The organism is Nocardioides sp. AX2bis (assembly GCF_902506435.1).
GTDB lineage: Bacteria > Actinomycetota > Actinomycetes > Propionibacteriales > Nocardioidaceae > Nocardioides.
Map to the genome: position 1 here is coordinate 780,514 of NZ_LR733215.1, position 23,904 is coordinate 804,417.

Genomic DNA, 23,904 nt, shown 5'->3' on the forward strand with positions numbered 1-23,904 from the left:
CCGCCCAGCCCCGTGAGGAGCCCGATGACCGAGCGCGCCACGCCGCCACGTCCGCACCACAAGCTCACCGAGGACGGTCGGCGCAAGCGCGAGGTGCTCAGCTACTCGCGCCGCGGCAGCCGGTTCACCCCGCGCCAGCAGGCCGCGTGGGACCTCCACCACCAGAAGTGGGTGGTCACCGAGGAGACCGCGGCCGACGAGGACTTCACCTGGGAGCAGGCGTTCGGTCGCCGCGCCCCGATGGTCGTCGAGATCGGCTCCGGCGTCGGCGAGGCCACCGCGGCGCTGGCCGCGACCCGCCCCGACGTCGACGTGCTCGCGCTCGAGGTCTGGAACCCCGGCGTGGCCGACACGCTGTGGAAGCTCGCCGACGTGGGGGCCGACAACGTACGGCTCTGCACGCTCGACGCCGCCTGGACCCTCGCCCACCGGGTGGCCCCGCGCAGCGTCGAGGAGGTCTGGACGTTCTTCCCCGACCCGTGGCCCAAGACCCGCCACCACAAGCGTCGCCTGGTCCGCGCGGACTTCGCCGCGCTGGTCGCGGACCGGCTCGTGCCCGGCGGGACGTGGCGCCTGGCCACGGACTGGGCCGACTACGCCGACCAGATGCGTGCGGTGCTCGACGCCGAGCCCGGCCTGGTCGGTGGGGAGGTCGAGCGGTGGCAGGAGCGGCCGGTCACCCGGTTCGAGCGCAAGGGCCTCGACGTCGGGCGCACCATCACCGACCTGGCCTACACCGCCCGCTGACGGGTCAGCCGCTCGCGCAGGGCCCGCTCCCGGGCCAGGCGGGCCTGGTCGCGCTCGCGCCGGGTGGCGACGACCGCGGCCAGCACCGCCGCCGGCGGCGCACCGTTCGGCGGGGGAGGGGCGACGTACGGCGCGACCTGCACCCACAGCGCGTCCCCGACGCGGGTGCGGGAGGCCGGGTCCATCGTGGGGAGCCGGCCGAGGTACTGCCGGACCGCGAGCGCCAGCCCCGACGGCAGCCCGGAGACGTCGGCCGAGCGGGCCCACGCGGCCAGCGGCGGCGGCATCGCCGGCGGCGGGGGCAGGCTGAGGCGGAAGCGGTCGCGCACGACGTACGTGCCGGCCGCCAGGTCGCCGAGCCGCTTGCCGCGGCCGTTGACCAGGGCGGCGAAGAAGGCGGGCGCGCCGGTGAGGACGTAGATCTCCACGACCCCGATCAAGGACCGGGTGAACGCGTGCTGGAACGAGATCGGACCGGCGTCGTCGCGGACGGTACGCAGCCCCATCGCGAGCTTGCCCAGCGACCGGCCGCGGGTGAGGGTCTCCATCGTGGTCGGGAAGACGAGGAGGACGGTCACCAGGGTGCCGATGAACGCCACCGTCAGCAGGGCCTCGTCGGTCTGCAGCGCCGCGACGGTGAAGACGAACAGGGCCAGCAGCAGCAGCACCAGCGCGACCACCAGGTCGATGGCCCCGGAGGCGATGCGCGCCCCGAGGCCCGCCGGCGGGAGGTCCAGCGCGACGGCCTCGCCGGTGACGAGGTCGTCGCTGGTGACGGTGGCGAGCTCGTGCGCGCGGGAGGCGGCAGGGCGGCCGGCCGGAGGGCCTGCGGTCGTCGACATGGTGGACCTAGGCTAGCGGCGTGGACCTCGACGCGTACGTGCTCGAGCACGCCGGCCAGTGGCAGCGTCTCGAGCAGCTGACCAAGCGCGGCCGGCTGACCGGCGCGGAGGCCGACGAGCTGGTCGAGACCTACCAGCGCGTCGCCACCCACCTCTCCGTCGTGCGCACCCAGGCGCCCGACGCCCAGGTGGTCGCCTACCTGTCGTCGGTGCTCGCGCGGGCGCGGACCCGTGCCGCGGGCACCCGGGTCGGGACCTGGCGCGCCGTGCGGAGCTTCCTCACCGAGCGGTTCCCGGCCGCGCTCTACCGGCTGCGCTGGTGGTGGCTGGGCTGCCTGGCCGGCAACGTCGCGGTCACCGGGGTGATGATGCTGTGGCTGCTGGCCCACCCCGACGTCGAGCAGAGCCTGCTCAGCCCCGCCGAGATCGATCAGCTGGTGCAGGAGGACTTCGCGGGCTACTACAGCCAGTACGCCGCCGGCAGCTTCGCCACCCAGGTCTGGGTCAACAACGCCTGGGTGACCGCGCTGTGCCTGGCGCTCGGGGTGCTGGGCCTGCCGGTGATCTGGCTGCTGTTCCAGAACATGGCCAACCTGGCGGTGATCGGCGCGATCATGACGCGCAACGACGCGGGCCTGCAGTTCTGGGGCCTGCTGCTGCCGCACGGGCTGCTCGAGCTGACCGCCGTCTTCGTGGCCGCCGGCGTCGGGCTGCGGCTGTTCTGGTCCTGGGTGGCCCCGGGCGGCCTGAGCCGGAGCCGCTCGATGGCCCGCGAGGGGCGTACGGCCGCGACCGTGGCGCTCGGCCTGGTCGGCGTGCTGCTCGTCAGCGGGCTGATCGAGGGCTTCGTGACCCCGTCCGGCCTGCCCACCTGGGCCCGCCTGGCGATCGGCGTGCTCGCCGAGCTGGTCTTCCTGGCCTACGTCTTCGTGCTCGGCCGGGCCGCCGTCCGCCGCGGCCACACCGGCGACCTCGGCGCCGACCTGCTCGAGGACACGGTGGCCACGCGTGCCTGACACCGGTCCCCGCCGGGCGCCGACCGGCCCGGCCGTGGAGGTCCGCGACCTCGTCAAGCGCTACCCGAAGCGTCCGACCAACGCCGTCGACGGCGTCTCGTTCGCCGTCGAGCAGGGCGAGATCTTCGGCCTGCTCGGACCCAACGGCGCCGGCAAGACCACGACGATCGGGATCCTGACCACCCGGGTCGCGCTGACCTCGGGCTACGCCGGGGTGGGTGGCGTCGACGTGGCCGCGGACCCGGTCCGGGCGCGCACCGTGATCTCGGTCGTGCCGCAGCGGCCCAACCTCGACCGGTCGCTCAACGCCCGCCAGAACCTGCTCTTCCACGCGGCCTACCACGGGATGGGTCGCGCCGAGCGGGGTCGACGGGCCGACGAGCTGCTCGAGCGGATGGGCCTGGGTGACCGTGGCAAGGACAAGGTGGACGACTACTCCGGCGGCATGGCGCAGCGGCTGCTGATCGCCCGGGCCCTGATGCACCGCCCGCAGGTGCTGTTCCTCGACGAGCCCAGCACGGGCCTCGACCCGCAGGCGCGCCTGTTCGTGTGGGACCAGGTCCGCGAGCTGCGCGCCGCCGGCACGACCGTGGTGGTCACCACCCACGACATGGACGAGGCCGCGGAGATCAGCGACCGGGTCGGGATCATGGACCACGGCACCCTGCTCGCCCTGGACACCCCCGACGCCCTGACCCGCACGCTGCCCGGCGACTCGACGGTCGACCTCGTGCTCGGGGAGGTGGACGCCGCCCGCGAGCCCGCCCTGCGCGACGCGCTGGGCGGCCTGGGCGGCGTACGACGGGTGGAGGACGTCGGCGGTGACGCCGGCCGCCCGCCGGGGGAGCGTGACCTGCGGGTGCGGCTCTACCTCGACGTGCCCGGCGCGTCGGTGCTCGGCGCGGCCGCGGAGGCCGTCGAGCGGCACGGGGCCCGGCTGCTGTCGGTGGCCCTGGGCGAGCCGACCCTCGAGGACGTCTTCATCTCGCTCACCGGGAGGGACCTGCGATGACCGCGTCCACTGGACCCGAGGCCGCCGCGCTGGTGCCGGCGGCCCCGCGCACGCCGTCGGTCGGGAAGGCGTTCCTGGGCCTGCTGGGGCGCGACGTCTTCGTCACCGGCCGGGAGCTGGGCGGCTTCCTGGCCCAGGTGCTGCTGCAGCCGATCTTCCTGCTCTTCGTCTTCGGCAAGGTCCTCGGCGACCTCGGGTACGTCCAGGGCGGCTTCGAGCAGGTCCTGCTGCCCGGCGTGATCGCCTTCACCGGCTTCCTGACCGCGCTGCAGAACACCGCGCTGCCGCTGGTCATCGACTTCTCCTTCACCAAGGAGATCGAGGACCGGTTGCTCGCGCCGCTGCCGACCTCCCTGGTGGCGATCGAGAAGATCGTGTTCGCGACCCTGCGCGGGCTCATCGCCTCGGCGATGATGTTCCCGCTCGGGCTGCTGATCCTCGGCTCGGTGCCGATCACCTGGTCCGCCGTGCCGCTGGTCTCCGTCGGTCTGGTCCTGGGCTCGCTCGTCGGCGCCGCGCTCGGTCTCGTCCTGGGCACGCTGGTGACCGCGTCGAAGATCAACGTGGTCTTCGCGGTCGTGCTGACCCCGCTGCTGTTCACCGGCTCGACCCAGTTCCCGTGGAGCCAGCTGGACGGCCTGCGGTGGTTCCAGGTGGTCTGCGCGCTGAACCCCCTGACGTACGTCAGCGAGCTGGTCCGCGGGCAGATGGTGCCGCAGGTCGAGTCGATCCCGGCGTGGGTGTGCCTGCTGGCCTGCGTGGGCTTCCTAGTGCTGTTCACCGCGGTCGGCCTGCGGGGCTTCCGCCGCCGCGCGGTGGACTGAGGCGCCGCGACCGTCATCTCGGCTGTCCGCGAGCGTCATCTCGTCAGAGCAGGCCGCGGGCCTTCAGCGACAGGTAGTGGTCGGCCAGGGCCGGCGGGAGGTGCTCGGCGTCGGCGTCGACGACGTGGACCCCGAGGCGGGTCAGCAGCTCGGCGGTGCGGGCGCGGCGGCGCAGCTCCTGCTCGGCGGCCGCGGCGGAGTACACCTCGCCCGCGTCGTCGCGGCGGCGCGCCATCCGCTCGAGCTCGGGGTCGCGCACCGAGGCCACCACGACGCGGTGGTGCGCGGTGAGCACGGGCAGCACCGGCAGCAGTCCCTGCTCGACGGCGGCCGGCTCCAGCGGGGTCAGCAGGACCACCAGGGCGCGCTGGCGGCCCAGGGCCGACACGGCGCCGGCCAGCGAGCGCCAGTCGGCCTCGGCGATGACCGGCTCGAGGTCGGCGAGGACGTCCTGCATCCGCCCGACCACGTCCCGCGTCCCGGCGGCGCGCAGCCGGGCGCGGACCCGGCGGTCGCCGGCGACGAGGTCGACCCGGTCGCCGGCCCGGACGGCCAGCGCCCCGAGCAGCAGCGCGGCGTCCATCGCGGAGTCCAGCCGCGGCACGTCGTCCACCCGGCCGGCCGAGGTGCGCGAGGTGTCGAGCACGAGCACCACGCGCCGGTCCCGCTCGGGCTGCCACGTGCGGACCACGACGTCGCGGTTGCGGGCGCTGGCGCGCCAGTCGATGGAGCGCACGTCGTCGCCGCGGACGTACTCCCGCAACGAGTCGAACTCGGTGCCCTGCCCGCGCACGCGCACGGCGGCGCGGCCGTCGAGCTCGCGCAGCCGGGCCAGCCGCGACGGCAGGTGCTTGCGCGAGTCGAACGGCGGCAGCGAGCGGACCGTCCCGGGCACCGGGAGGGTGGCCTGGCGGGCGACGAGGCCGAGCGGGCCCCGGGAGCGGACCGTCGTGCCGAGCGCACGGAGGTCGCCGCGGCGGGTCGGCTGGAGCGTGGTGCGCAGCCGCAGCGCGGCGCCGGGCCGCAGGTCGACGCGGTGCCGGTCGTCGCCGGCGCCCGCGCTCGGCGGCCACGCGTCGCGCACCAGCAGCCGCAGCCGGCGGGTGCCGGGGTTGTGGGCCAGCACCTCGGTCGCGGTGGGGTGGCCCATCCGCACCGAGCCGACCTCGGCCCGGCTCAGCACCACCGCCGACGGCCGGGGGGCTGCGTACCAGTCGACGGTGCACACCACGACCACGACGAGCAGCCAGAGCCACAGCGTGGAGGCGGAGGGGCGCAGCACCAGCGGCAGCAGCCCCAGCAGCACCAGCAGCGGCACCCGTCCCGAGAGCGCCATGCTCAGCGGGGGACGGGCACGGAGGCGAGCGCGGAGCCGAGCACCGCGCCCACGTCGACGCCCTCGAGCTCGGCCTCGGGGCGCAGCGCGAGCCGGTGCACGAGGGTGGCGTGCGCCAGCGCCTTGACGTCGTCGGGCGTGACGTAGCCACGCCCGGTCAGCCAGGCCCAGGCCCGGGCGGCGCGGAGGAGCGCGGTGGCCCCGCGCGGGCTGACCCCCAGGCCGAGCGACGGCGACTGCCGGGTGGCCCGGGCGATGTCCACGACGTAGCCCGCGACCTCCGGCGAGACCTGCACCTGGGTCACCGCCCGCTGGCCGGCCAGGACGTCCTCGGCACCGGCCACCGGGCGTACGCCGGCCCCGGCGACGTCGCGCGGGTCGAACCCGGCCGCGTGGCGGCGCAGGATCTCGAGCTCGTCGTCGCGCCCGGGGATCGGCAGCACCACCTTGAGCAGGAACCGGTCGAGCTGGGCCTCCGGCAGCGGGTAGGTGCCCTCGTGCTCGACGGGGTTCTGGGTGGCGGCGACCAGGAACGGCCGGGGCAGCGGGCGCGAGACGCCGTCCACCGAGACCTGGCCCTCCTCCATCGCCTCCAGCAGCGCCGACTGGGTCTTGGGGGGCGTCCGGTTGATCTCGTCGGCGAGCAGCAGGTTGGTGAAGACGGGGCCCTCGTGGAAGCTGAGCGCGCCGACCCCGGAGTCGACGACCATCGACCCGGTGATGTCGCCGGGCATCAGGTCCGGCGTGAACTGCACGCGGCTGGTGCCGACGGAGAGGCTCGCGGCCAGCGAGCGGACCAGCAGCGTCTTGGCCGTGCCGGGCACGCCCTCCATGAGCACGTGCCCCCCGCACAGGAGTGCCACGAGCAGCCCGGACACGGCGGCGTCCTGCCCGACGACGGCCTTGGCGACCTCGGCCCGGACGGCGGCCAGCCGCTCGCGCGCCTCCGGGTGGGCCGGCGGCGGCGTCTCCCGGGGGGCCCGCTGGGGGTTCTCGGGGGTCTGCGGGGCCTCGGTGGCCGTCGGGTCGTGCTCGGGGCTGGTGCTCACGGGTGGCGTGCCTCTCGGTCGAGCCGGTCCAGGTCCTGGGCCAGCGTGATCAGGTCGTGGTCGGTGGTGGGCGTGGGGGCGTACGGGTCCAGCAGCGCCGCGACCCGACCGGGGTCCTGCCCCGTCGCGGTGGCGACGGCGCGGACCAGCGCGTCGACCCGGTCGGGGCCCCCGCCGGTGGCACCGAGGCCGAGCCGCTCGGCCAGGCGGGCCCGCGCGGCGGCCCGGAGCGCGGTCGCCGCGTGCGGGCGGTCGCCGGCGCTGCGGTAGAGCCGCCCGCGGCTGCGCGTGGTCTCGACCGCGCGGACGACGACCGGCAGCGCCTCGACCGACAGCGGGCCGAGGCGCCGCCCCCGCCAGAGCACGACCGCGAGCATCGCCACCAGCCCCAGCACGAGGCCCGGCAGCAGCCAGGGCGGCAGCAGGGAGCGCACGGAGACGGCGTCGCCGGAGGCGAGGTCGCCCAGGTCGGGGACGTACCAGACGAGCCGGTCGCCGCCGCCGAGCAGCCGCAGCGCGAGCGCGGCGTTGTCCGCGCGCAGCACCTGCTCGTTGGTCAGCGCCTGCGCGGCGCCGAGGACGACCTCGCCGTCGTCGCCGACCAGCAGGTGGCCGCCGCCGCCGTCGGGGAAGCAGCCCGGGCCCGGGAAGGACGTGGCCGTGTCCACCTCGAGCGACAGGTCGGCGAGGCGGTCGCCGGTCGTGCCGGCCACCCCGGCGGCGCTGCAGGAGGCCGCGACCGGACCACCGCCGGGGACGGTGAGACCCGGCGGGGTGCCCAGCGCGCCGCTGGCCGCCGGGCCCGGCTCGAGCAGCACCAGCAGGCCGGGACGGGCGTGCTCGCGCAGCCGCTCCACGGTGCTCCGCCCGAGGGCGTCGGTCGAGGACACGACCACGGTGGTGGTGGTCGTGACCTCGCTCGCCTCGAGCGCGGCCGCGTCGCGCACGACGTCGACCTCGACGCCCTGGTCGGCGAGCACCTCCACCAGGGCGGCGGTCCCCTCCCGGCCGGGGTTCTCGGGGTCGAGCGGGGTGGCGGTCTCGGGGTCGCCGCTCAGCGCGACCACGAGCGCGAGGAGCAGCACGACCGCGAGCAGCAGCACGGCCGTGCCGCGACGGCTGCTCCGCCGGGACGTGGTGGTGCCGGCGCTCATCGGCGGACCCCCCCGAGCTCGTCGTCGAGCGCGAGGACCTCGCGGACCTGCTCGGCGCTCGCCGGCAGGCCGCCGTAGAGCACGGCGTCGAAGAGCGCCGCGGCCTCGGTCAGCCGGCTCGTGGGAGCGCTCGTGGCCCGGTCCCGGGTGAGCTCGGCCGCGACCTCGCGCGCGGTGGCCCCTGGGTCGTCGCCCAGGGCCCCCTGCTCGACCTGGCGTCGGGCCAGCGCGCGGAAGGCCTCGACGAGCGCCTCGCCGGTCTGACCGTCGGCCAGCAGCTGCTCGGCCCGGGCCCGCAGCTGCGCCGCGCCGACCGGGCCGGCCACGAGCACGTCACCGGTCGCGGTGCGCACCCGGGCGGTACGTCGCGCGCGGGAGGCCAGCAGCGCGAGGGCGAGCACGAGCAGGACGAGCAGGACCATCGCGACCAGCGTGGACACCGCCGGAGCGCCCTCGGCGGCCTGCAGCCCGGCGTCGAGCTGGCGACTGATCCAGCCCAGCACGGTGCTGATCGGGTCCTCCCGGTAGCGGGGCTCGAGCAGCTCGCGGCGCAGCAGCGAGCGGCCCTCGTCCCCGGAGGGGTCCAGCGGGGGAGCGGAGCGCAGCACGCGCTAGGCCCCGGTGATCCCGGCCTCGGACATCAGGGTGACGTCGTGGGCCTCCTTGCGCATCCGCTGGTCGAGGTACTGCAGCGTGGTCACGACGGCGGTGAAGGGCGAGGTGAAGGCGGTGGACAGCACGGTGCCGACCGCCTGGCCGGCCACGCCGATCAGCAGGGCGTTCTCCGGGGTGGCGAAGGCCAGCACCTGCGTGCCGATCTCCACCGGCAGCGCGACCACGAAGCCGGCGATCCCGACCACGATCGAGGTGACCAGCGCGATCCCGAGGACCCGCCAGAACTGCTGCCGGCTGAGCCGCCAGCTGCGGGCCAGGGCGCTGCCGATGCCGAGGCGCTCGAGCACCAGCGCGGGCGTGGCCAGCAGCACCACGCGGACGTAGAGGAAGACCGAGACGACGACCAAGAGCAGACCGGACAGGACGCCGTAGCCGACGACCAGCGCCGTCCCGGTGCCCGCGACGACGAGCCCCGCGATGCTGGCGACCCACAGGCCGTAAGCCAGGCCGTAGGCCAGCGCGACCAGCAGGACCAGCCCGACCAGGCGCCAGCGGCGCCCCCGCGTCATCGACCAGGCCTCACCCAGGCCGATCCGGCGCCCGATGGCCGCCTGGTGGGTGACGTGCGCGATCAGCCCGGTCACCAGCAGCAGACCGACCTGCAGCAGCAGGAACCCCACCGCCTGCGAGGCCACGGACGCGCGGAACCCGACCGACGACCCGGCGTCGGCCTGACCGGTGAGGGGATCGACGGTGGTCCCGAACGAGGCCGTCAGCAGGGAGGTCACCACGAGCGGCACCGCCATCGCGACGACGGCCACGAGCAGCGCGCCGCCCACGGTCGCGCGCGGGTTGAACCGGATGATCCGGAACGCGCCGTCGAACATGTCGCCCAGGCCGAGCGGGCGCAGCGGCACGGCGCCGGGCTTGTGGGCCGCACCCAGCATCCCCGGACCGGGCTGCCACCCGGGGCCCGGCGGCTGCTGGGGGTGGGGCTGCTGCGGGTACGGCGGTCCCGCCGGGGGCTGCCAGCCCGGGGGAGGCTGCTGCCCGTACGGCTGCCAGCCCGGGGGAGGCTGCTGCCCGTACGGCTCCTGGCCGGGAGGCGGGACGGACCCGTGGTCGGACATGGCACCCCTTCTCCCAGCCGCGCGCCCGGGACCGGTCCCGGGGCCGACGACGCGGCTGGTCCGGTCGGTGCCAGGATCCTCTCAGGTCCGTGCGCGCCAGGGGCGGAGCCGGTGGGATCGGGTGGGATCGGCCCCGCCCGGCCCCGGTCAGCGGCACCTGGGCGGCCCGATTTGTGGCCCTCGGGGGGATCTGTCAAGATAGTTCGGTTGCCACGGCAGGTTTCGCCGCGGCGCCGCACATCTTGACTCCTGAATCGCGTCTCCCGACATCGTCGCCCTTACGGGCCGGTGTCACGTGGTCGGTGTCTGGCTCGTGCTGGCGTCGCCGGGGGACCCGACCAGGCCGACATGAACCCCGTCGGCCACCACAGGCAGATGACCCCGGACCTCGGTCCTGTTTGCTCGAAGAATGAGCGACACGCCCGACCGCGGGGGTCGGACGCAGGTGGGAAGGCGACCGGGTGGGACCGACTCAAGCCGGAGGACGTCCCGAACCAAGCAGGGCACGAGCGAGTGAAAAGGACGAGAGAGACCTATGGCGGGACAGAAGATCCGCATCAGGCTCAAGGCCTATGACCACGAGGTGATCGACACCTCGGCGCGCAAGATCGTGGACACGGTGACCCGTACGGGCGCCCAGGTCGCCGGCCCCGTGCCGCTGCCGACCGAGAAGAACGTGTACTGCGTCATCCGCTCGCCCCACAAGTACAAGGACTCGCGCGAGCACTTCGAGATGCGCACCCACAAGCGGCTGATCGACATCATCGACCCCACGCCGAAGACGGTCGACTCGCTCATGCGACTCGACCTCCCGGCGGGCGTCGACATCGAGATCAAGCTCTGAGTTCGAGGACAGCGACATGACTATCGAGCGCAACGTCAAGGGACTGCTGGGCACCAAGCTCGGCATGACCCAGCTCTGGGACGAGAACAACAAGATCGTGCCGGTGACCGTGGTCGCCGCCGCGACCAACGTCGTCACCCAGGTCCGGGCACCCGAGAACGACGGCTACAACGCCATCCAGGTCGGCTTCGGCGAGATCGAGGGCCGCAAGGTCAACAAGCCGCAGGCCGGACACTTCACCAAGGCCGGCACCACCCCGCGCCGCCACGTGGTGGAGATCCGCACCGCGGACGCCTCCACCTACACCGTGGGCCAGGAGCTGGCCGTCGACACCTTCGCCGTGGGCGAGGCCATCGACGTGACCGGCACCAGCAAGGGCAAGGGGTACGCCGGTGTGATGAAGCGTCACGGCTTCCACGGCGTCGGTGCCTCGCACGGTGCCCACCGCAACCACCGCAAGCCCGGCTCGATCGGCGCCTGCGCCACCCCGGGCCGCGTCTTCAAGGGCACGCGGATGGCCGGTCGGATGGGTAGCGACACCGTCACCACCCAGAACCTGACCGTCCACGCGGTCGACGCCGAGAAGGGCCTGATCCTCCTCAAGGGCGCCGTCCCCGGCCCCCGCGGCGGACTCCTCGTCCTCCGCTCGGCCGCCAAGCTCACCCAGGAGGCCTGACCATGGCTGTCAAGACCGTCAAGGTCGACCTGCCGGCGGAGATCTTCGACGCGAAGGTCAACGTCCCGCTGATCCACCAGGTCGTCGTCGCCCAGCAGGCCGCGGCCCGCCAGGGCACGCACGCCACCAAGACCCGCGCCGAGGTGCGGGGCGGTGGCGTCAAGCCCTACCGCCAGAAGGGCACCGGCCGCGCCCGTCAGGGCTCGATCCGCGCGCCCCAGTTCGTCGGCGGTGGCACGGTGCACGGCCCGCAGCCGCGCTCCTACGACCAGCGCACCCCCAAGAAGATGAAGGCCGCCGCCCTGCGCGGTGCCCTCTCCGACCGGGCCCGCGACGGCCGCATCCACGTGGTCGAGTCCCTGGTGGGTGGCGACAAGGTCTCCACGAAGCTGGCCTCGGCCGCGCTGCGCGAGATCAGCGAGCGTCGCCGCTTCCTGGTCGTGCTCGAGCGCACCGACCGCCTCACCTGGCTCTCGCTGCGCAACGCGCCCGAGGCGCACCTGCTGTTCTCCGACCAGGTCAACACCTACGACGTGCTGGCCAGCGACGAGATCGTCTTCACCCAGGGCGCCTACGACGCCTTCGTCGCCGGCGCGAGCCGGACCGGCGCCACGACCGAGGAGGCCTCGAAGTGAGCACCCTGCACAAGGACCACCGCGACGTGCTGCTCGCCCCCGTGGTCTCCGAGAAGAGCTACGGGCTCCTGGACGCGAACAAGTACACCTTCCTGGTGCGCCCGGACGCGAACAAGACCGAGATCAAGATCGCCGTCGAGAAGATCTTCGACGTCAAGGTCACCTCGGTGAACACGCTCAACCGCGCCGGCAAGACGCGTCGCACCCGCTACGGCATGGGGAAGCGCAAGGACACCAAGCGCGCGATCGTCAGCCTCGCCGAGGGCCACCGCATCGACATCTTCGGGGGTCCGGTCTCCTGACCGGGCAGCTGGATACGAGGACTTAAGACATGGCTATCCGTAAGTACAAGCCGACCACCCCGGGCCGTCGTGGCTCGTCGGTCGCCGACTTCGTCGAGATCACCCGGACCACGCCGGAGAAGTCGCTGACGCGGCCGCTGCCCAAGAAGGGCGGTCGCAACAACCAGGGCCGGATCACCACCCGGCACCAGGGCGGCGGGCACAAGCGTGCCTACCGCATCATCGACTTCCGTCGCTACGACAAGGACGGCGTGCCGGCCAAGGTCGCGCACATCGAGTACGACCCCAACCGCACCGCGCGCATCGCGCTGCTGCACTACGCCGACGGCGAGAAGCGCTACATCGTGGCGCCGCGCGACCTCGGCCAGGGCATCGTGGTGGAGTCCGGCCCGAACGCCGACATCAAGCCCGGCAACAACCTGCCGCTGCGCAACATCCCGGTCGGCACCACGATCCACTGCGTGGAGCTGCGACCGGGGGGCGGCGCGAAGATCGCCCGCTCCGCCGGCATCAGCGCCCAGCTGGTGGCCCGTGAGGGCTCCCGCGCCACGCTGCGGATGCCCTCCGGCGAGATGCGCTTCGTCGACGTGCGCTGCCGCGCCACCGTCGGTGAGGTCGGCAACGCCGAGCAGTCGAACATCAACTGGGGCAAGGCCGGGCGCATGCGCTGGAAGGGCAAGCGCCCCACCGTCCGTGGTGTCGTCATGAACCCCGTCGACCACCCGCACGGCGGTGGCGAGGGCAAGACCTCCGGTGGTCGCCACCCGGTCTCGCCCTGGGGCAAGCCCGAGGGTCGTACGCGCAAGCGCAAGAGCAGCGACGCCCAGATCATCCGCCGCCGCAAGACCGGCAAGAAGCGCTGAGTAGGGAAGTAACGAGATGCCTCGCAGCCTGAAGAAGGGCCCCTTCGTCGACGACCACCTTCAGAAGAAGGTGGACGCCGAGAACGACAAGGGCAGCCACAACGTGATCAAGACCTGGTCACGCCGCTCGATGATCGTGCCGACCATGATCGGGCACACGATCGCCGTGCACGACGGGCGCAAGCACGTCCCCGTCTTCGTGACCGACTCCATGGTCGGCCACAAGCTGGGCGAGTTCGCCCCGACCCGCACCTACCGCGGGCACGCCAAGGACGACCGGAAGGGCCGCCGCCGCTGACGCGGCGCGACCCCGACGAGACTGGAGACAACGAGCCATGAGCGTTACCGAGCGCAGGCGCACGAGCGCCCGTCGCGAGTCGCTGCTCGGCGACCAGCCGGGCGCCTTCGCGACCGCACGTTTCAACGGCATCGCCCCGATGAAGGCACGCCGGGTCGTCGACCTGGTCCGCGGCCTTCCCGTGGACGAGGCCCGCGCCATCCTGCGGTTCGCCCCGCAGTCGGCGTCCGAGACGGTCTACAAGGTGCTGGAGAGCGCGATCGCCAACGCCGAGACCACCGAGGGCCTGCCCGCCGACGACCTGGTCGTCTCGGTGTGCCGGGTCGACGAGGGTCCGACGATGAAGCGCTGGCGCCCCCGGGCCCAGGGCCGGGCGACGCGGATCAACAAGCGCACCAGCCACATCACCCTCGCGGTGCAGCCGGCCTCCGTGGTCGCTGCCAGCCGCGGCGCCAAGAAGGGACGGACGGCCTGATGGGCCAGAAAATCAACCCGAACGGCTTCCGCCTCGGCATCTCCACCGACCACAAGTCGCGGTGGTACGCCGACAAGCTGTACAAGGCCTACGTCGGCGAGGACGTCGCGATCCGCAAGCTGCTCTCCAAGGGCATGGACCGCGCCGGCATCGCCAAGGTCGAGATCGAGCGGACCCGTGACCGGGTGCGCGTCGACATCCACACCGCCCGCCCCGGCATCGTCATCGGTCGCCGCGGCGCCGAGGCCGACCGCATCCGCGGCGAGCTCGAGAAGCTCACCGGCAAGCAGGTGCAGCTGAACATCCTCGAGGTCAAGAACCCCGAGGTCGAGGCCCAGCTCGTCGCGCAGGGCGTCGCCGAGCAGCTCGCCGGTCGCGTGCAGTTCCGTCGTGCGATGCGCAAGGCGATGCAGACCGCGATGCGCTCGGGTGCCCAGGGCATCCGCGTGCAGTGCTCGGGCCGCCTCAACGGCGCCGAGATGTCGCGCACCGAGTTCTACCGCGAGGGCCGCGTCCCGCTGCACACGCTGCGGGCCGACATCGACTACGGCTTCTACGAGGCCCGGACGACCTTCGGTCGCATCGGTGTGAAGGTCTGGATCTACAAGGGCGAGGTCGCCGGCTCCCGTGCCGAGCGCCAGGCGCAGGCCGCCGCCCGCGCCGGTGTCCCCGGTCGCGGCGGAGCCCGCGGCGGTGCCGCCGGTCGTGGTGGCGAGCGCCCCACCCGCAGCACGCGCGCCGACCGTCCGGCCCGTTCGGACCGTACCGACGCCCCCGCCACCGAGCCGGCTCCCGCCACCGCGGGCGCCCCGGCCGCCGAGACCCCTGCAACGGAGGCCTGAGCCATGTTGATGCCTCGTCGTGTCAAGCACCGCAAGCAGCACCACCCGAAGCGGACCGGTGCGGCCAAGGGCGGGACCAAGCTCGCGTTCGGTGACTTCGGCATCCAGGCCATCGAGGGTCACTACGTGACCAACCGCCAGATCGAGTCGGCGCGTATCTCGATGACCCGCCACATCAAGCGCGGCGGCAAGGTGTGGATCAACATCTACCCCGACCGCCCGCTGACCAAGAAGCCCGCCGAGACCCGCATGGGTTCCGGAAAGGGCTCGCCGGAGTGGTGGATCGCCAACGTCAAGCCGGGCCGGGTCATGTTCGAGCTGTCCGGCGTCCCCGAGGACGTCGCCCGCGAGGCCATGCGCCGTGCCATGCACAAGCTTCCCATGAAGTGCCGTTTCATCACGCGAGAGGCTGGTGAGTTCTGATGGCTCAGCAGACCCAGGCCCACGAGCTCGACGAGCTCAACGCCGTCGACCTCGAGGCCAAGCTGCGCGAGGCCAAGGAGGAGCTGTTCAACCTCCGCTTCCAGGCGGCCACCGGCCAGCTGGAGAGCCACGGCCGGCTGCGCACCGTCAAGAAGGACATCGCCCGTATCTACACCGTGGTGCGTGAGCGCGAGCTCGGCATCCGGACCGCCCCGGGCACGGACGAGGAAGAGGCCAGCGCATGAGCGACCAGACCACCGAGCAGGCCACGGCCCAGCGCAGCACCCGCAAGGTGCGCGTCGGTCTCGTCGTGTCCGACAAGATGGACAAGACCGTCGTCGTCGCCGTCGAGGACCGCGTCAAGCACGCGCTCTACGGCAAGGTGCTTCGGCAGACCTCGCGCCTGAAGGCGCACGACGAGACCAACGAGTGCCAGGTCGGTGACCGGGTCCAGATCATGGAGACCCGCCCGCTGTCGGCCACCAAGCGTTGGCGCGTCGTGTCCGTCGTCGAGCGCGCCAAGTAAGCATCCATCCGTTCGGCCAGGCTCGTAGTCCCGTGAGGGTGCCGAGAACCGGTCCGACAACCAGGAGAAATTGATGATCCAGCAGGAGTCGCGGCTCAAGGTCGCCGACAACACGGGTGCCAAGGAGATCCTCTGCATCCGCGTGCTCGGCGGCTCCGGGCGCCGCTACGCCGGTATCGGCGACACCATCGTCGCCACGGTCAAGGACGCCATCCCCGGTGGCAACGTGAAGAAGGGCGACGTCGTCAAGGCCGTCATCGTGCGCACCGTCAAGGAGCGCCGCCGGCCCGACGGGTCCTACATCCGATTCGACGAGAACGCCGCGGTGATCTTGAAGGCTGACGGCGAGCCGCGAGGCACCCGCATCTTCGGTCCCGTCGGCCGCGAGCTGCGCGAGAAGCGCTTCATGCGCATCGTCTCCCTCGCGCCGGAGGTGCTCTGAGCATGACGAAGAAGTTGAAGATCAAGAAGGGCGACACCGTCAAGGTGATCGCGGGCAAGGACAAGGGCGCCGAGGGCAAGGTCATCTCCGTCCTGCGTGAGCAGGACCGGGTGATCGTCGAGGGCGTCAACCGCATCAAGAAGCACACCAAGGTCGTCAACGCCGGCGGTCGCGCCGGCACCACCGGCGGGATCATCACCGCCGAGGCGCCCATCCACGTCTCGAACGTGATGCTCGTCGAGGGTGACGGCGTCACCCGCGTCGGCTACCGCCGCGACGAGGTCACCAAGCGCCGTCCCGACGGCTCCACCTACACCGGCCACCGCAGCGTGCGCATCTCGCGCAAGACGGGGGAGGAGATCTGATGTCCACGACCGAGACCGAGTCCGCACCGGAGATCTCCGCCAAGGTCCCGCCGCGGCTGCGTACCCGCTACCGCGAGGAGATCCTCCCCGCGCTGCAGACCGAGTTCGACATCAAGAACGTCATGCAGGTGCCCGGCCTGACCAAGATCGTGGTCAACATGGGTGTCGGCGAGGCCGCTCGCGACTCGAAGCTGATCGAGGGCGCCGTGCGCGACCTCACCGCGATCACCGGACAGAAGCCGTCGGTGACCAAGGCCCGCAAGTCCATCGCGCAGTTCAAGCTGCGCGAGGGGATGCCGATCGGCACCCACGTGACGCTGCGCGGCGACCGGATGTGGGAGTTCCTCGACCGGCTGCTCTCGCTGGCGCTGCCCCGCATCCGTGACTTCCGCGGTCTCTCGCCGCGCCAGTTCGACGGCCGCGGGAACTACACCTTCGGGCTGACCGAGCAGGTCATGTTCCACGAGATCGACCAGGACAAGATCGACCGGTCCCGGGGCATGGACATCACCGTGGTGACCACCGCGACCACCGACGACCAGGGTCGCTCGCTGCTCAAGCAGCTCGGCTTCCCCTTCGCCGAGCGCTGAGCAAGGAGTACTGACATGGCAAAGACAGCACTGAGGGTCAAGGCGGCCCGCAAGCCCAAGTTCGCGGTCCGTGGCTACACCCGTTGCCAGCGCTGCGGCCGCCCGAAGGCCGTCTACCGCAAGTTCGGCCTGTGCCGGATCTGCCTGCGCGAGATGGCCCACCGAGGCGAGCTCCCCGGCGTCACCAAGTCCTCCTGGTGACCGGACACACCCAGACCTACCACCGCTGAAGGTCGGGACGGAGTCCTCTCCGCCCCGAAACCACACCGAGAAAGGGCCTCCCCGGCCATGACGATGACTGACCCGATCGCAGACATGCTCACGCGTCTGCGCAACGCCAACCAGGCTTTCCACGACGAGGTCGTGATGCCGTACAGCAAGCTCAAGCAGGGGGTCGCCGAGATCCTGCTGCAGGAGGGCTACATCGCCTCCTTCGACGTCGCGGACCCGGCCGAGGGCGAGGTCGGCAAGACGCTGACCGTCACCCTCAAGTACGGCCGCAACCGCGAGCGCGCGCTGTCCAACCTCCGCCGGATCAGCAAGCCGGGTCTGCGGGTGTACGCCAAGTCCACCGGCCTGCCCAAGGTGCTCGGCGGCCTGGGGGTGGCGATCATCTCCACCAGCCAGGGTCTGCTCACCGACCGCCAGGCGAACAAGAAGGGCGTGGGCGGAGAAGTCCTCGCCTACGTCTGGTAACCCGGACCTACGAGACGAAGGAGAACACACAGCTATGTCGCGCATCGGCAAGCTCCCCGTCACGGTCCCGTCCGGCGTGGATGTCAAGATCGACGACCGTCTGGTGACGATCAAGGGCCCCAAGGGCACCTTGTCGCACCGGGTGGCCGCCCCGATCACCGTCGAGCAGGGTGAGGGCGTCCTGGACGTCAAGCGCCCCGACGACGAGCGTGAGTCCAGGTCGCTCCACGGCCTGACCCGCACCCTGGTCAACAACATGGTCGTCGGTGTCACCGACGGCTACGAGAAGAAGCTCGAGATCGTGGGCGTGGGCTACCGCGTCCTGCCCAAGGGTCCGACCCAGCTGGAGTTCCAGCTCGGGTACTCCCACTCGATCGTCTTCGACGCCCCCGAGGGCATCACCTTCACCGTCGACGGCCCGACCCGCCTCGGGGTCTCCGGCATCGACAAGCAGCTCGTCGGCGAGACCGCCGCGAAGATCCGCAAGCTGCGCAAGCCCGAGCCTTACAAGGGCAAGGGCGTCCGTTACGCCGGCGAGCAGATCCGCCGCAAGGTCGGAAAGGCTGGTAAGTGACATGGCCATCTCGCTGAAGCAGAGCAAGCACGGCGCGGCGCGGACCAAGTCCCGCCTGCGTCGCCAGGTGCGCGGTCGCAAGAAGATCTCCGGCACGCCGGAGCGCCCGCGCCTGGTCGTGACGCGCTCCTCCAAGCACATCACCGTCCAGGTCGTCGACGACCTCGTGGGCAAGACGCTGGTCTCGGCCTCCACCATGGAGACCGACCTGCGCGGCTTCGAGGGCGACAAGACCGCCAAGGCCAAGCGCGTCGGCGAGCTCGTCGCCGAGCGGGCGAAGACCGAGGGCGTCGAGACGGTCGTCTTCGACCGCGCCGGCAACAAGTACCACGGTCGTGTCGCGGCGCTGGCCGACGGCGCACGCGAGGGTGGGCTGTCGTTCTGATGGCCACCAACCAGGCAACCTGCACGTACGTAGGCAAGGAAGAGGAAATCTCATGAGCGGACCCCAGCGCGGACAGCGCGCCGGCGGTGATCGCGGCGGCCGAGGTCGCGACGGCGGTCGTGGCCAGGGCGCGGAGAAGAGCCAGTACATCGAGCGCGTCGTGGCGATCAACCGCGTCGCCAAGGTCGTCAAGGGTGGTCGGCGCTTCAGCTTCACCGCCCTGGTGATCGTCGGTGACGGCGACGGCATGGTCGGCGTCGGCTACGGCAAGGCCAAGGAGGTGCCCGCCGCGATCGCGAAGGGTGTCGAGGAGGCCAAGAAGAGCTTCTTCCGCGTCCCCCGCATCCAGGGCACCATCCCGCACCCCGTCCAGGGCGAGAAGGCCGCGGGCGTGGTCCTGCTGCGCCCCGCCGCTCCCGGTACCGGTGTGATCGCCGGTGGCCCGGTGCGTGCGGTGCTCGAGTGCGCCGGCATCCACGACGTGCTCAGCAAGTCGCTCGGGTCGTCGAACCAGATCAACATCGTGCACGCGACCGTCACGGCGCTGCGCATGCTGGAGATGCCCGAGACGGTCGCGGCCCGCCGCGGCATGCGCGTCGAGGACGTCGCCCCGGCGGCGCTGTTGCGCGCCGAGCACGAGGTGCCTGCGGGCGTCTCCGAGGAGGTGTCCTCCTGATGGGGCAGCTCCGCGTGCGTCAGGACCGTTCGTCCATCGGCTGCCAGGCCAACCAGCGCAACACGTTGCGCTCGCTGGGTCTGAAGCGGATCGGTGACGTGGTCGTCAAGGAGGACCGTCCGGAGTTCCGGGGCATGGTGAGGACCGTGCGCCACCTCGTGACGGTCGAGGAGATCGAGGGAGGCGAGTGAGATGACGCTGAAGCTTCACCACCTGCGCCCCGCGCCCGGCGCGAAGAAGGCCAAGACCCGCGTCGGTCGAGGCGAGGCATCCAAGGGCAAGACCGCGGGACGAGGCACCAAGGGCACCAAGGCCCGCGGCCAGGTCCCGGTCGCGTTCGAGGGTGGGCAGATGCCCATCCACATGCGCCTGCCCAAGCTGAAGGGGTTCAAGAACCCCTTCAAGGTCGAGTTCCAGGTCGTGAACCTGGACCGCATCGGGCTGCTGTTCCCCGAGGGGGGCGACGTCACCGTCGACCAGCTCGTGGCACGTGGCGCGGTCCGCAAGGGCCAGCCGGTCAAGGTCCTCGGCGAGGGCTCGATCACCACCAAGGTCGCCGTCTCCGCCCACGCCTTCTCGGCGTCGGCGAAGGAGAAGATCGAGGCTGCCGGCGGCTCGACCACCACGGTCTGAGCCACCGCACCGCACGTCACGCGACGGGCCCGTCCAGCAGACCTGGGCGGGCCCGTCGTCGTTCACCGGCTCACGCGGCCGGCCGACCCTGGGCTGTTAGGCTCACCGCGGGTCGCCGCCGGTGGTGCCGACCCCCTGTCTGCCTGGTAGAGAAGAGGACTTCGTGCTCAGCGCGTTCGTGAACGCCTTCAAGACACCGGACCTGCGGCGCAAGCTGCTGTTCGTCCTCATGATCGTCGTCGTCTTCCGTGCCGGTTCCCAGATCCCGGCTCCCGGGGTGGACGTGGCCAACGTCCAGGCCTGCCTCGGTGACCCGACGAACAGCCAGGGCGTCTACAACCTGATCAACCTGTTCTCCGGTGGAGCGCTGCTCCAGCTCACGATCTTCGCGCTCGGGATCATGCCGTACATCACCGCGAGCATCATCCTGCAGCTGCTGGTCGTGGTGATCCCGCGTCTGGAGGCCCTCAAGAAGGAGGGCCAGGCCGGGCAGACCAAGATCACCCAGTACACCCGCTACCTCACGCTCGGCCTCGCGCTGCTCCAGGCGACCGGCATCGTGGCGCTGGCCCGCTCGGGCAACCTGATCAACTGCGACCGCCCGCTGCTGCACGACGACGGCACCCAGACCTTCCTGGTCATGGTGATCACGATGACCGCGGGCACCGCGGTGATCATGTGGTTCGGCGAGCTGATCACCGACCGCGGCGTCGGCAACGGCATGTCGATCCTGATCTTCTGCCAGGTCGTCGCGACCTTCCCGTCCGCGCTGTGGCAGGTCCGCATCAGCCAGGGCTGGTGGGTCTTCGCGCTCGTCATCGCCGTCGGCCTGCTGGTCGTCGCGGCGGTCATCTTCGTCGAGCAGGCACAGCGCCGGATCCCCGTGCAGTACGCACGCCGGATGGTCGGGCGCAAGATGTTCGGCGGGTCCTCGACCTACATCCCGCTCAAGGTGAACCAGGCCGGCATCATCCCGGTCATCTTCGCCAGCTCGCTGCTCTACCTGCCGGCCATGGCCGTGCAGTTCAACCAGACCAGCGACGCCGCGTGGGTGGGCATCCTGTCGCGCTACTTCGAGACCGGCGCGCACCCGATCTACATGATCACCTTCTTCGCGCTCATCGTCTTCTTCACCTACTTCTACGTGTCGATCACCTTCAACCCCACCGAGGTGGCCGACAACATGAAGAAGTACGGCGGCTTCATCCCCGGGATCCGGGCAGGAAAGCCGACCGAGGACTACCTGTCCTACGTCCTGTCCCGCATCACGCTGCCGGGCGCGCTCTACCTCGGCTTCATCGCCCTGATCCCGCTGATCGCGCTGGTGCTCATCGGGGCCAACCAGAACTTCCCGTTCGGCGGCACCTCGATCCTGATCATGGTCGGCGTCGCCCTGGACACGGTGAAGCAGATCGAGAGCCAGCTGCAGCAGCGCAACTACGAAGGATTCCTGCGTTCATGAGGCTAGTTCTGATGGGTCCCCCGGGAGCGGGGAAGGGCACCCAGGCCGCGCGCCTGGCCGACCGGCTGGGCGTGCCCGCCGTGTCCACCGGTGACATCTTCCGTCGCAACGTGTCGGAGGGCACCGAGCTGGGCCGGGAGGCCCAGCGCTACATGGACGCCGGCGACTACGTCCCCGACGAGGTCACCAACTCGATGGTGCGGGCCCGCCTGGCCGAGGACGACGCCGCGACCGGCTTCCTGCTCGACGGCTACCCGCGCACCGTGTCGCAGGTGGACGAGCTGGACGGGATGCTCACCGACCTCGGCCACGAGCTCGACGCGGTCGTCGTGCTCGCGGTCGACACCGAGGAGCTCGTCGCCCGCCTGGTCAAGCGCGCCGAGACCGAGGGTCGCAGCGACGACACCGAGGACGTCGTACGCCGTCGCCAGGACGTCTACGGCGAGCAGACCGCGCCGCTGATCGACGTCTACCGCGACCGCGGGCTGCTCGTCGAGGTCGACGGCATGGGCGACGTCGACGTGGTCACCAAGCGTCTCGGCGACGCGCTCGACGACCAGCAGGGCTGACCGACGTGGGCCTCTTCGGTCGGGGCCTGGAGATCAAGACCCCGGCCCAGGTCGACGTGATGCGTCGCGCCGGCCTGGTCGTGGGGGAGACCCTGGCGCTGCTGCGTGAGCAGGTCCGCCCCGCGATGACCACCGGTGAGCTGGACGCGATCGCCGAGGACGCGATCCGCTCACGCGGCGCGACGCCGTCGTTCCTGGGCTACCAGGGGTTCCCGGCGTCGATCTGCGTCTCGGTCAACGACGAGGTCGTGCACGGCATCCCCGGCTCGCGGGTGCTCGCCGAGGGCGACCTGGTCTCGATCGACTGCGGCGCGATCGTCGACGGCTGGCACGGCGACGCCGCCACCAGCGTCGCCCTGGGGTCGGTGCCCGACGACGTGACCGCCCTGATGGACGTCACCGAGCAGGCCATGTGGCGTGGCATCGCCGCCGCCACGACGCAGGGCAGGCTCTCGGACATCTCGCACGCCGTGGAGTCCCACGTGCGCGCGCAGGGGTCGTACGGGATCGTCCCCGACTACACCGGGCACGGCATCGGCACGGCCATGCACCTGCCCCCGGACGTGCCCAACCTGGGCCGTCCCGGGCGCGGTCCCCGCCTGGTGGAGGGGCTCGCGCTGGCCGTGGAGCCGATGGTCACCCTCGGCACCGATGCCACCGACGTGCTCGACGACGACTGGACCGTCGTCACCACCGACGGCTCCTGGGCGGCGCACTACGAGCACACCTTCGTGCTGACCGACCGCGGCGCCTGGGTGCTGACCGCGCTCGACGGGGGAGAGGCCGCGCTGTCCGCGCTCGGCGTCGCCTTCGGCGGGCGTTAGCCTTGCCCGGGCTCGTCAGCGGACGAAGCCCTACCCGCGCCGCTGGCGCCGTCTCGGAGGAGCAGTAGTGGACATCCATCCCTGGGTCTGGGTGGTGACGGTCGTGGTCACCTCGGCCGTCCTGCTCTTCGACGTGGTCGTGGTCGGGCGCCGCCCGCACGAGCCCAGCATGCGCGAGTGCGCGCGGGCCCTGGCACTCTTCGTCGGCGCCGCGATCGCCTTCGGCATCGCGATCACGACGATCAGCGGGGTCGACTACGGCGCCCAGTTCTTCGCCGGCTGGTTGACCGAGTACTCGCTCTCGGTCGACAACCTGTTCGTCTTCATCATCATCATGGCCAAGCTCGACGTGCCCCGGCAGTACCAGCAGACCGCCCTGCTCGTCGGGATCGTGCTCGCCCTGCTGATGCGCGGGATCTTCATCGCCGTCGGCGCCGCGGCGATCAGCGCCTTCAGCTGGGTCTTCTACCTCTTCGGGATCTTCCTGATCTACACCGCCGTCAAGCTGGTGCTGAGCCACGACGACGAGGACGAGGCCTACCAGGAGCCCAAGATCGTCGCGTTCGCCTCGAAGCACCTCCCGCTGACGCGGGAGTGGAACGGCGTGAAGCTGACCAGCCGCGAGGGCGGCAGGCGGATGCTCACCCCGATGTTCGTGGTCATCCTGACCCTGGGCCTGACCGACCTGCTGTTCGCCCTCGACTCGATCCCCGCGATCTTCGGGCTGACCAGCGAGCCATTCATCGTCTTCACCGCCAACGTGTTCGCCCTGATGGGGCTGCGCCAGCTCTACTTCCTGATCGGCGACCTGCTCAAGCGGCTGGTCTACCTCTCGATCGGGCTGTCGGTGCTGCTGGCCTTCATCGGCGTCAAGCTGGTCCTCGAGGCACTGCACACCAACGAGCTGCCGTTCATCAACGGCGGCGAGCACGTGGGGTGGGCCCCCGAGGTCCCGATCTGGGCCTCGCTGGTCGCGATCGTCGGCATCCTCACCGTCACCACGCTGGCCAGCCTGGCCAAGGACCGCAAGGACAAGCGGACCGCCGAGCGGGTCTGACCCGAGGCGGCGCACCACCGTG

34 protein-coding genes and 1 pseudogene are annotated in these 23,904 nt (G+C 71.7%); 29 read left to right on the plus strand and 6 right to left on the minus strand.

Annotated features, from left to right (window positions below; translation table 11 throughout):
• A partial coding sequence (gene trmB / locus GV155_RS03740; protein ID WP_328820783.1) for a tRNA (guanosine(46)-N7)-methyltransferase TrmB occupies positions 1-747 on the plus strand: 747 nt, incomplete at its 5' end.
• On the opposite strand, the gene GV155_RS03745 is transcribed toward trmB, so the two are convergent.
• Complete coding sequence (locus GV155_RS03745) at positions 732-1,589, minus strand: RDD family protein (RefSeq protein ID WP_160005363.1); 858 nt, start codon at positions 1,587-1,589, stop codon at positions 732-734. The two genes, trmB and GV155_RS03745, sit on opposite strands and share 16 nt — an antisense overlap.
• A gap of 20 nt (positions 1,590-1,609) precedes the next feature.
• Here GV155_RS03745 and GV155_RS03750 point away from each other — a divergent pair, with 20 nt between their 5' ends.
• The 3 genes from GV155_RS03750 to GV155_RS03760 are packed head-to-tail and all read left to right on the plus strand — an operon-like array spanning position 1,610 to position 4,441.
• Positions 1,610-2,605, plus strand: a complete 996-nt coding sequence (locus GV155_RS03750; protein WP_160005365.1) for a stage II sporulation protein M — start codon at positions 1,610-1,612, stop codon at positions 2,603-2,605.
• The gene (locus tag GV155_RS03755; protein WP_160005366.1) at positions 2,598-3,617 is read left to right on the plus strand and encodes an ABC transporter ATP-binding protein; all 1,020 of its coding nucleotides are present in this window, start codon (positions 2,598-2,600) and stop codon (positions 3,615-3,617) included. The genes GV155_RS03750 and GV155_RS03755 overlap by 8 nt, the downstream gene beginning before the upstream one ends.
• Positions 3,614-4,441: an ABC transporter permease gene (locus tag GV155_RS03760; RefSeq protein ID WP_160005368.1), complete on the plus strand. Its 828-nt coding sequence runs from the start codon at positions 3,614-3,616 to the stop codon at positions 4,439-4,441. The genes GV155_RS03755 and GV155_RS03760 overlap by 4 nt, the downstream gene beginning before the upstream one ends.
• Positions 4,442-4,484: 43 nt before the next feature.
• Here the strand turns inward: GV155_RS03760 and GV155_RS03765 are convergent, their stop codons facing one another.
• From GV155_RS03765 to GV155_RS03785, 5 genes are all read right to left on the minus strand, one after another.
• Complete coding sequence (locus tag GV155_RS03765; protein WP_160005370.1) at positions 4,485-5,777, minus strand: DUF58 domain-containing protein; 1,293 nt, start codon at positions 5,775-5,777, stop codon at positions 4,485-4,487.
• Between the two features lie 2 nt (positions 5,778-5,779).
• Complete coding sequence (locus GV155_RS03770) at positions 5,780-6,709, minus strand: AAA family ATPase (protein ID WP_201300270.1); 930 nt, start codon at positions 6,707-6,709, stop codon at positions 5,780-5,782.
• Positions 6,710-6,822: 113 nt separating this feature from the next.
• On the minus strand, positions 6,823-7,980 hold the full coding sequence (locus tag GV155_RS03775; protein ID WP_160005374.1) for a DUF4350 domain-containing protein: 1,158 nt from the start codon (positions 7,978-7,980) through the stop codon (positions 6,823-6,825).
• Positions 7,977-8,588, minus strand: a complete 612-nt coding sequence (locus tag GV155_RS03780) for a DUF4129 domain-containing protein (protein ID WP_160005376.1) — start codon at positions 8,586-8,588, stop codon at positions 7,977-7,979. The genes GV155_RS03775 and GV155_RS03780 overlap by 4 nt, the downstream gene beginning before the upstream one ends.
• A gap of 3 nt (positions 8,589-8,591) precedes the next feature.
• Positions 8,592-9,725 (minus strand): glycerophosphoryl diester phosphodiesterase membrane domain-containing protein, encoded by a 1,134-nt coding sequence (locus GV155_RS03785; protein ID WP_160005378.1) that lies wholly within the window; start codon positions 9,723-9,725, stop codon positions 8,592-8,594.
• Between the two features lie 535 nt (positions 9,726-10,260).
• On the opposite strand from GV155_RS03785, the gene rpsJ reads away from it, so the two are divergent.
• The 25 genes and pseudogenes from rpsJ (at position 10,261) to GV155_RS03910 (ending at position 23,882) form a co-directional block, all read left to right on the plus strand.
• Positions 10,261-10,569, plus strand: a complete 309-nt coding sequence (rpsJ, locus tag GV155_RS03790; protein ID WP_026877498.1) for a 30S ribosomal protein S10 — start codon at positions 10,261-10,263, stop codon at positions 10,567-10,569.
• A gap of 16 nt (positions 10,570-10,585) precedes the next feature.
• Positions 10,586-11,245, plus strand: coding sequence for a 50S ribosomal protein L3 (rplC, locus tag GV155_RS03795; RefSeq protein WP_160005380.1), 660 nt, complete (start codon positions 10,586-10,588; stop codon positions 11,243-11,245).
• A 2-nt stretch (positions 11,246-11,247) separates the two neighbouring features.
• Positions 11,248-11,844 (plus strand): annotated as a pseudogene (gene rplD / locus GV155_RS03800) (50S ribosomal protein L4); the annotation flags it as partial.
• Between the two features lie 32 nt (positions 11,845-11,876).
• Complete coding sequence (rplW, locus tag GV155_RS03805) at positions 11,877-12,182, plus strand: 50S ribosomal protein L23 (RefSeq protein WP_160005384.1); 306 nt, start codon at positions 11,877-11,879, stop codon at positions 12,180-12,182.
• A 29-nt stretch (positions 12,183-12,211) separates the two neighbouring features.
• A complete protein-coding gene (gene rplB / locus GV155_RS03810; protein ID WP_160005386.1) occupies positions 12,212-13,045 on the plus strand; it encodes a 50S ribosomal protein L2 in 834 nt (277 codons plus the stop codon).
• A 16-nt stretch (positions 13,046-13,061) separates the two neighbouring features.
• Positions 13,062-13,343, plus strand: coding sequence for a 30S ribosomal protein S19 (gene rpsS, locus GV155_RS03815; protein WP_160005388.1), 282 nt, complete (start codon positions 13,062-13,064; stop codon positions 13,341-13,343).
• Between the two features lie 37 nt (positions 13,344-13,380).
• Positions 13,381-13,818, plus strand: coding sequence for a 50S ribosomal protein L22 (rplV, locus tag GV155_RS03820; protein ID WP_160005390.1), 438 nt, complete (start codon positions 13,381-13,383; stop codon positions 13,816-13,818).
• The gene (rpsC, locus tag GV155_RS03825) at positions 13,818-14,660 is read left to right on the plus strand and encodes a 30S ribosomal protein S3 (RefSeq protein ID WP_160005391.1); all 843 of its coding nucleotides are present in this window, start codon (positions 13,818-13,820) and stop codon (positions 14,658-14,660) included. The genes rplV and rpsC overlap by 1 nt, the downstream gene beginning before the upstream one ends.
• 3 nt (positions 14,661-14,663) lie before the next feature.
• Positions 14,664-15,083 carry a 50S ribosomal protein L16 gene (rplP, locus tag GV155_RS03830; protein WP_160005393.1) on the plus strand — a complete coding sequence of 140 codons (420 nt, stop codon included), beginning with the start codon at positions 14,664-14,666 and terminating at the stop codon, positions 15,081-15,083.
• Positions 15,083-15,328 (plus strand): 50S ribosomal protein L29, encoded by a 246-nt coding sequence (gene rpmC / locus GV155_RS03835; RefSeq protein ID WP_160005395.1) that lies wholly within the window; start codon positions 15,083-15,085, stop codon positions 15,326-15,328. Before rplP ends, rpmC begins: the two co-directional genes overlap by 1 nt.
• The gene (rpsQ, locus tag GV155_RS03840; protein WP_160005397.1) at positions 15,325-15,609 is read left to right on the plus strand and encodes a 30S ribosomal protein S17; all 285 of its coding nucleotides are present in this window, start codon (positions 15,325-15,327) and stop codon (positions 15,607-15,609) included. Before rpmC ends, rpsQ begins: the two co-directional genes overlap by 4 nt.
• Positions 15,610-15,682: 73 nt before the next feature.
• Positions 15,683-16,051: a 50S ribosomal protein L14 gene (rplN, locus tag GV155_RS03845; RefSeq protein WP_160005399.1), complete on the plus strand. Its 369-nt coding sequence runs from the start codon at positions 15,683-15,685 to the stop codon at positions 16,049-16,051.
• A gap of 2 nt (positions 16,052-16,053) precedes the next feature.
• Positions 16,054-16,416 (plus strand): 50S ribosomal protein L24, encoded by a 363-nt coding sequence (rplX, locus tag GV155_RS03850; RefSeq protein ID WP_214058221.1) that lies wholly within the window; start codon positions 16,054-16,056, stop codon positions 16,414-16,416.
• Positions 16,416-17,006, plus strand: coding sequence for a 50S ribosomal protein L5 (rplE, locus tag GV155_RS03855; RefSeq protein ID WP_160005401.1), 591 nt, complete (start codon positions 16,416-16,418; stop codon positions 17,004-17,006). The genes rplX and rplE overlap by 1 nt, the downstream gene beginning before the upstream one ends.
• 15 nt (positions 17,007-17,021) lie before the next feature.
• Positions 17,022-17,207, plus strand: a complete 186-nt coding sequence (locus tag GV155_RS03860) for a type Z 30S ribosomal protein S14 (RefSeq protein WP_028636399.1) — start codon at positions 17,022-17,024, stop codon at positions 17,205-17,207.
• Between the two features lie 87 nt (positions 17,208-17,294).
• Positions 17,295-17,702 (plus strand): 30S ribosomal protein S8, encoded by a 408-nt coding sequence (gene rpsH, locus GV155_RS03865; RefSeq protein ID WP_160005403.1) that lies wholly within the window; start codon positions 17,295-17,297, stop codon positions 17,700-17,702.
• A gap of 34 nt (positions 17,703-17,736) precedes the next feature.
• Positions 17,737-18,276 (plus strand): 50S ribosomal protein L6, encoded by a 540-nt coding sequence (gene rplF / locus GV155_RS03870; protein ID WP_160005405.1) that lies wholly within the window; start codon positions 17,737-17,739, stop codon positions 18,274-18,276.
• A 1-nt stretch (position 18,277) separates the two neighbouring features.
• Positions 18,278-18,661 (plus strand): 50S ribosomal protein L18, encoded by a 384-nt coding sequence (gene rplR, locus GV155_RS03875; protein ID WP_160005407.1) that lies wholly within the window; start codon positions 18,278-18,280, stop codon positions 18,659-18,661.
• 52 nt (positions 18,662-18,713) lie between these two features.
• On the plus strand, positions 18,714-19,337 hold the full coding sequence (rpsE, locus tag GV155_RS03880; RefSeq protein ID WP_160005409.1) for a 30S ribosomal protein S5: 624 nt from the start codon (positions 18,714-18,716) through the stop codon (positions 19,335-19,337).
• Positions 19,337-19,528, plus strand: coding sequence for a 50S ribosomal protein L30 (rpmD, locus tag GV155_RS03885; RefSeq protein WP_160005411.1), 192 nt, complete (start codon positions 19,337-19,339; stop codon positions 19,526-19,528). Before rpsE ends, rpmD begins: the two co-directional genes overlap by 1 nt.
• Before the next feature lies 1 nt (position 19,529).
• The gene (gene rplO / locus GV155_RS03890) at positions 19,530-19,970 is read left to right on the plus strand and encodes a 50S ribosomal protein L15 (protein ID WP_160005413.1); all 441 of its coding nucleotides are present in this window, start codon (positions 19,530-19,532) and stop codon (positions 19,968-19,970) included.
• A gap of 163 nt (positions 19,971-20,133) precedes the next feature.
• Entirely contained in the window at positions 20,134-21,432 is a 1,299-nt protein-coding gene (secY, locus tag GV155_RS03895) for a preprotein translocase subunit SecY (protein WP_160010799.1), read from the plus strand.
• Positions 21,429-22,001 carry an adenylate kinase gene (locus GV155_RS03900; RefSeq protein ID WP_160005415.1) on the plus strand — a complete coding sequence of 191 codons (573 nt, stop codon included), beginning with the start codon at positions 21,429-21,431 and terminating at the stop codon, positions 21,999-22,001. Before secY ends, GV155_RS03900 begins: the two co-directional genes overlap by 4 nt.
• A 5-nt stretch (positions 22,002-22,006) precedes the next feature.
• Positions 22,007-22,825: a type I methionyl aminopeptidase gene (gene map, locus GV155_RS03905; RefSeq protein ID WP_160005417.1), complete on the plus strand. Its 819-nt coding sequence runs from the start codon at positions 22,007-22,009 to the stop codon at positions 22,823-22,825.
• A 67-nt stretch (positions 22,826-22,892) separates the two neighbouring features.
• A complete protein-coding gene (locus GV155_RS03910) occupies positions 22,893-23,882 on the plus strand; it encodes a TerC/Alx family metal homeostasis membrane protein (RefSeq protein WP_160005419.1) in 990 nt (329 codons plus the stop codon).
• Positions 23,883-23,904: the final 22 nt, after the last annotated feature.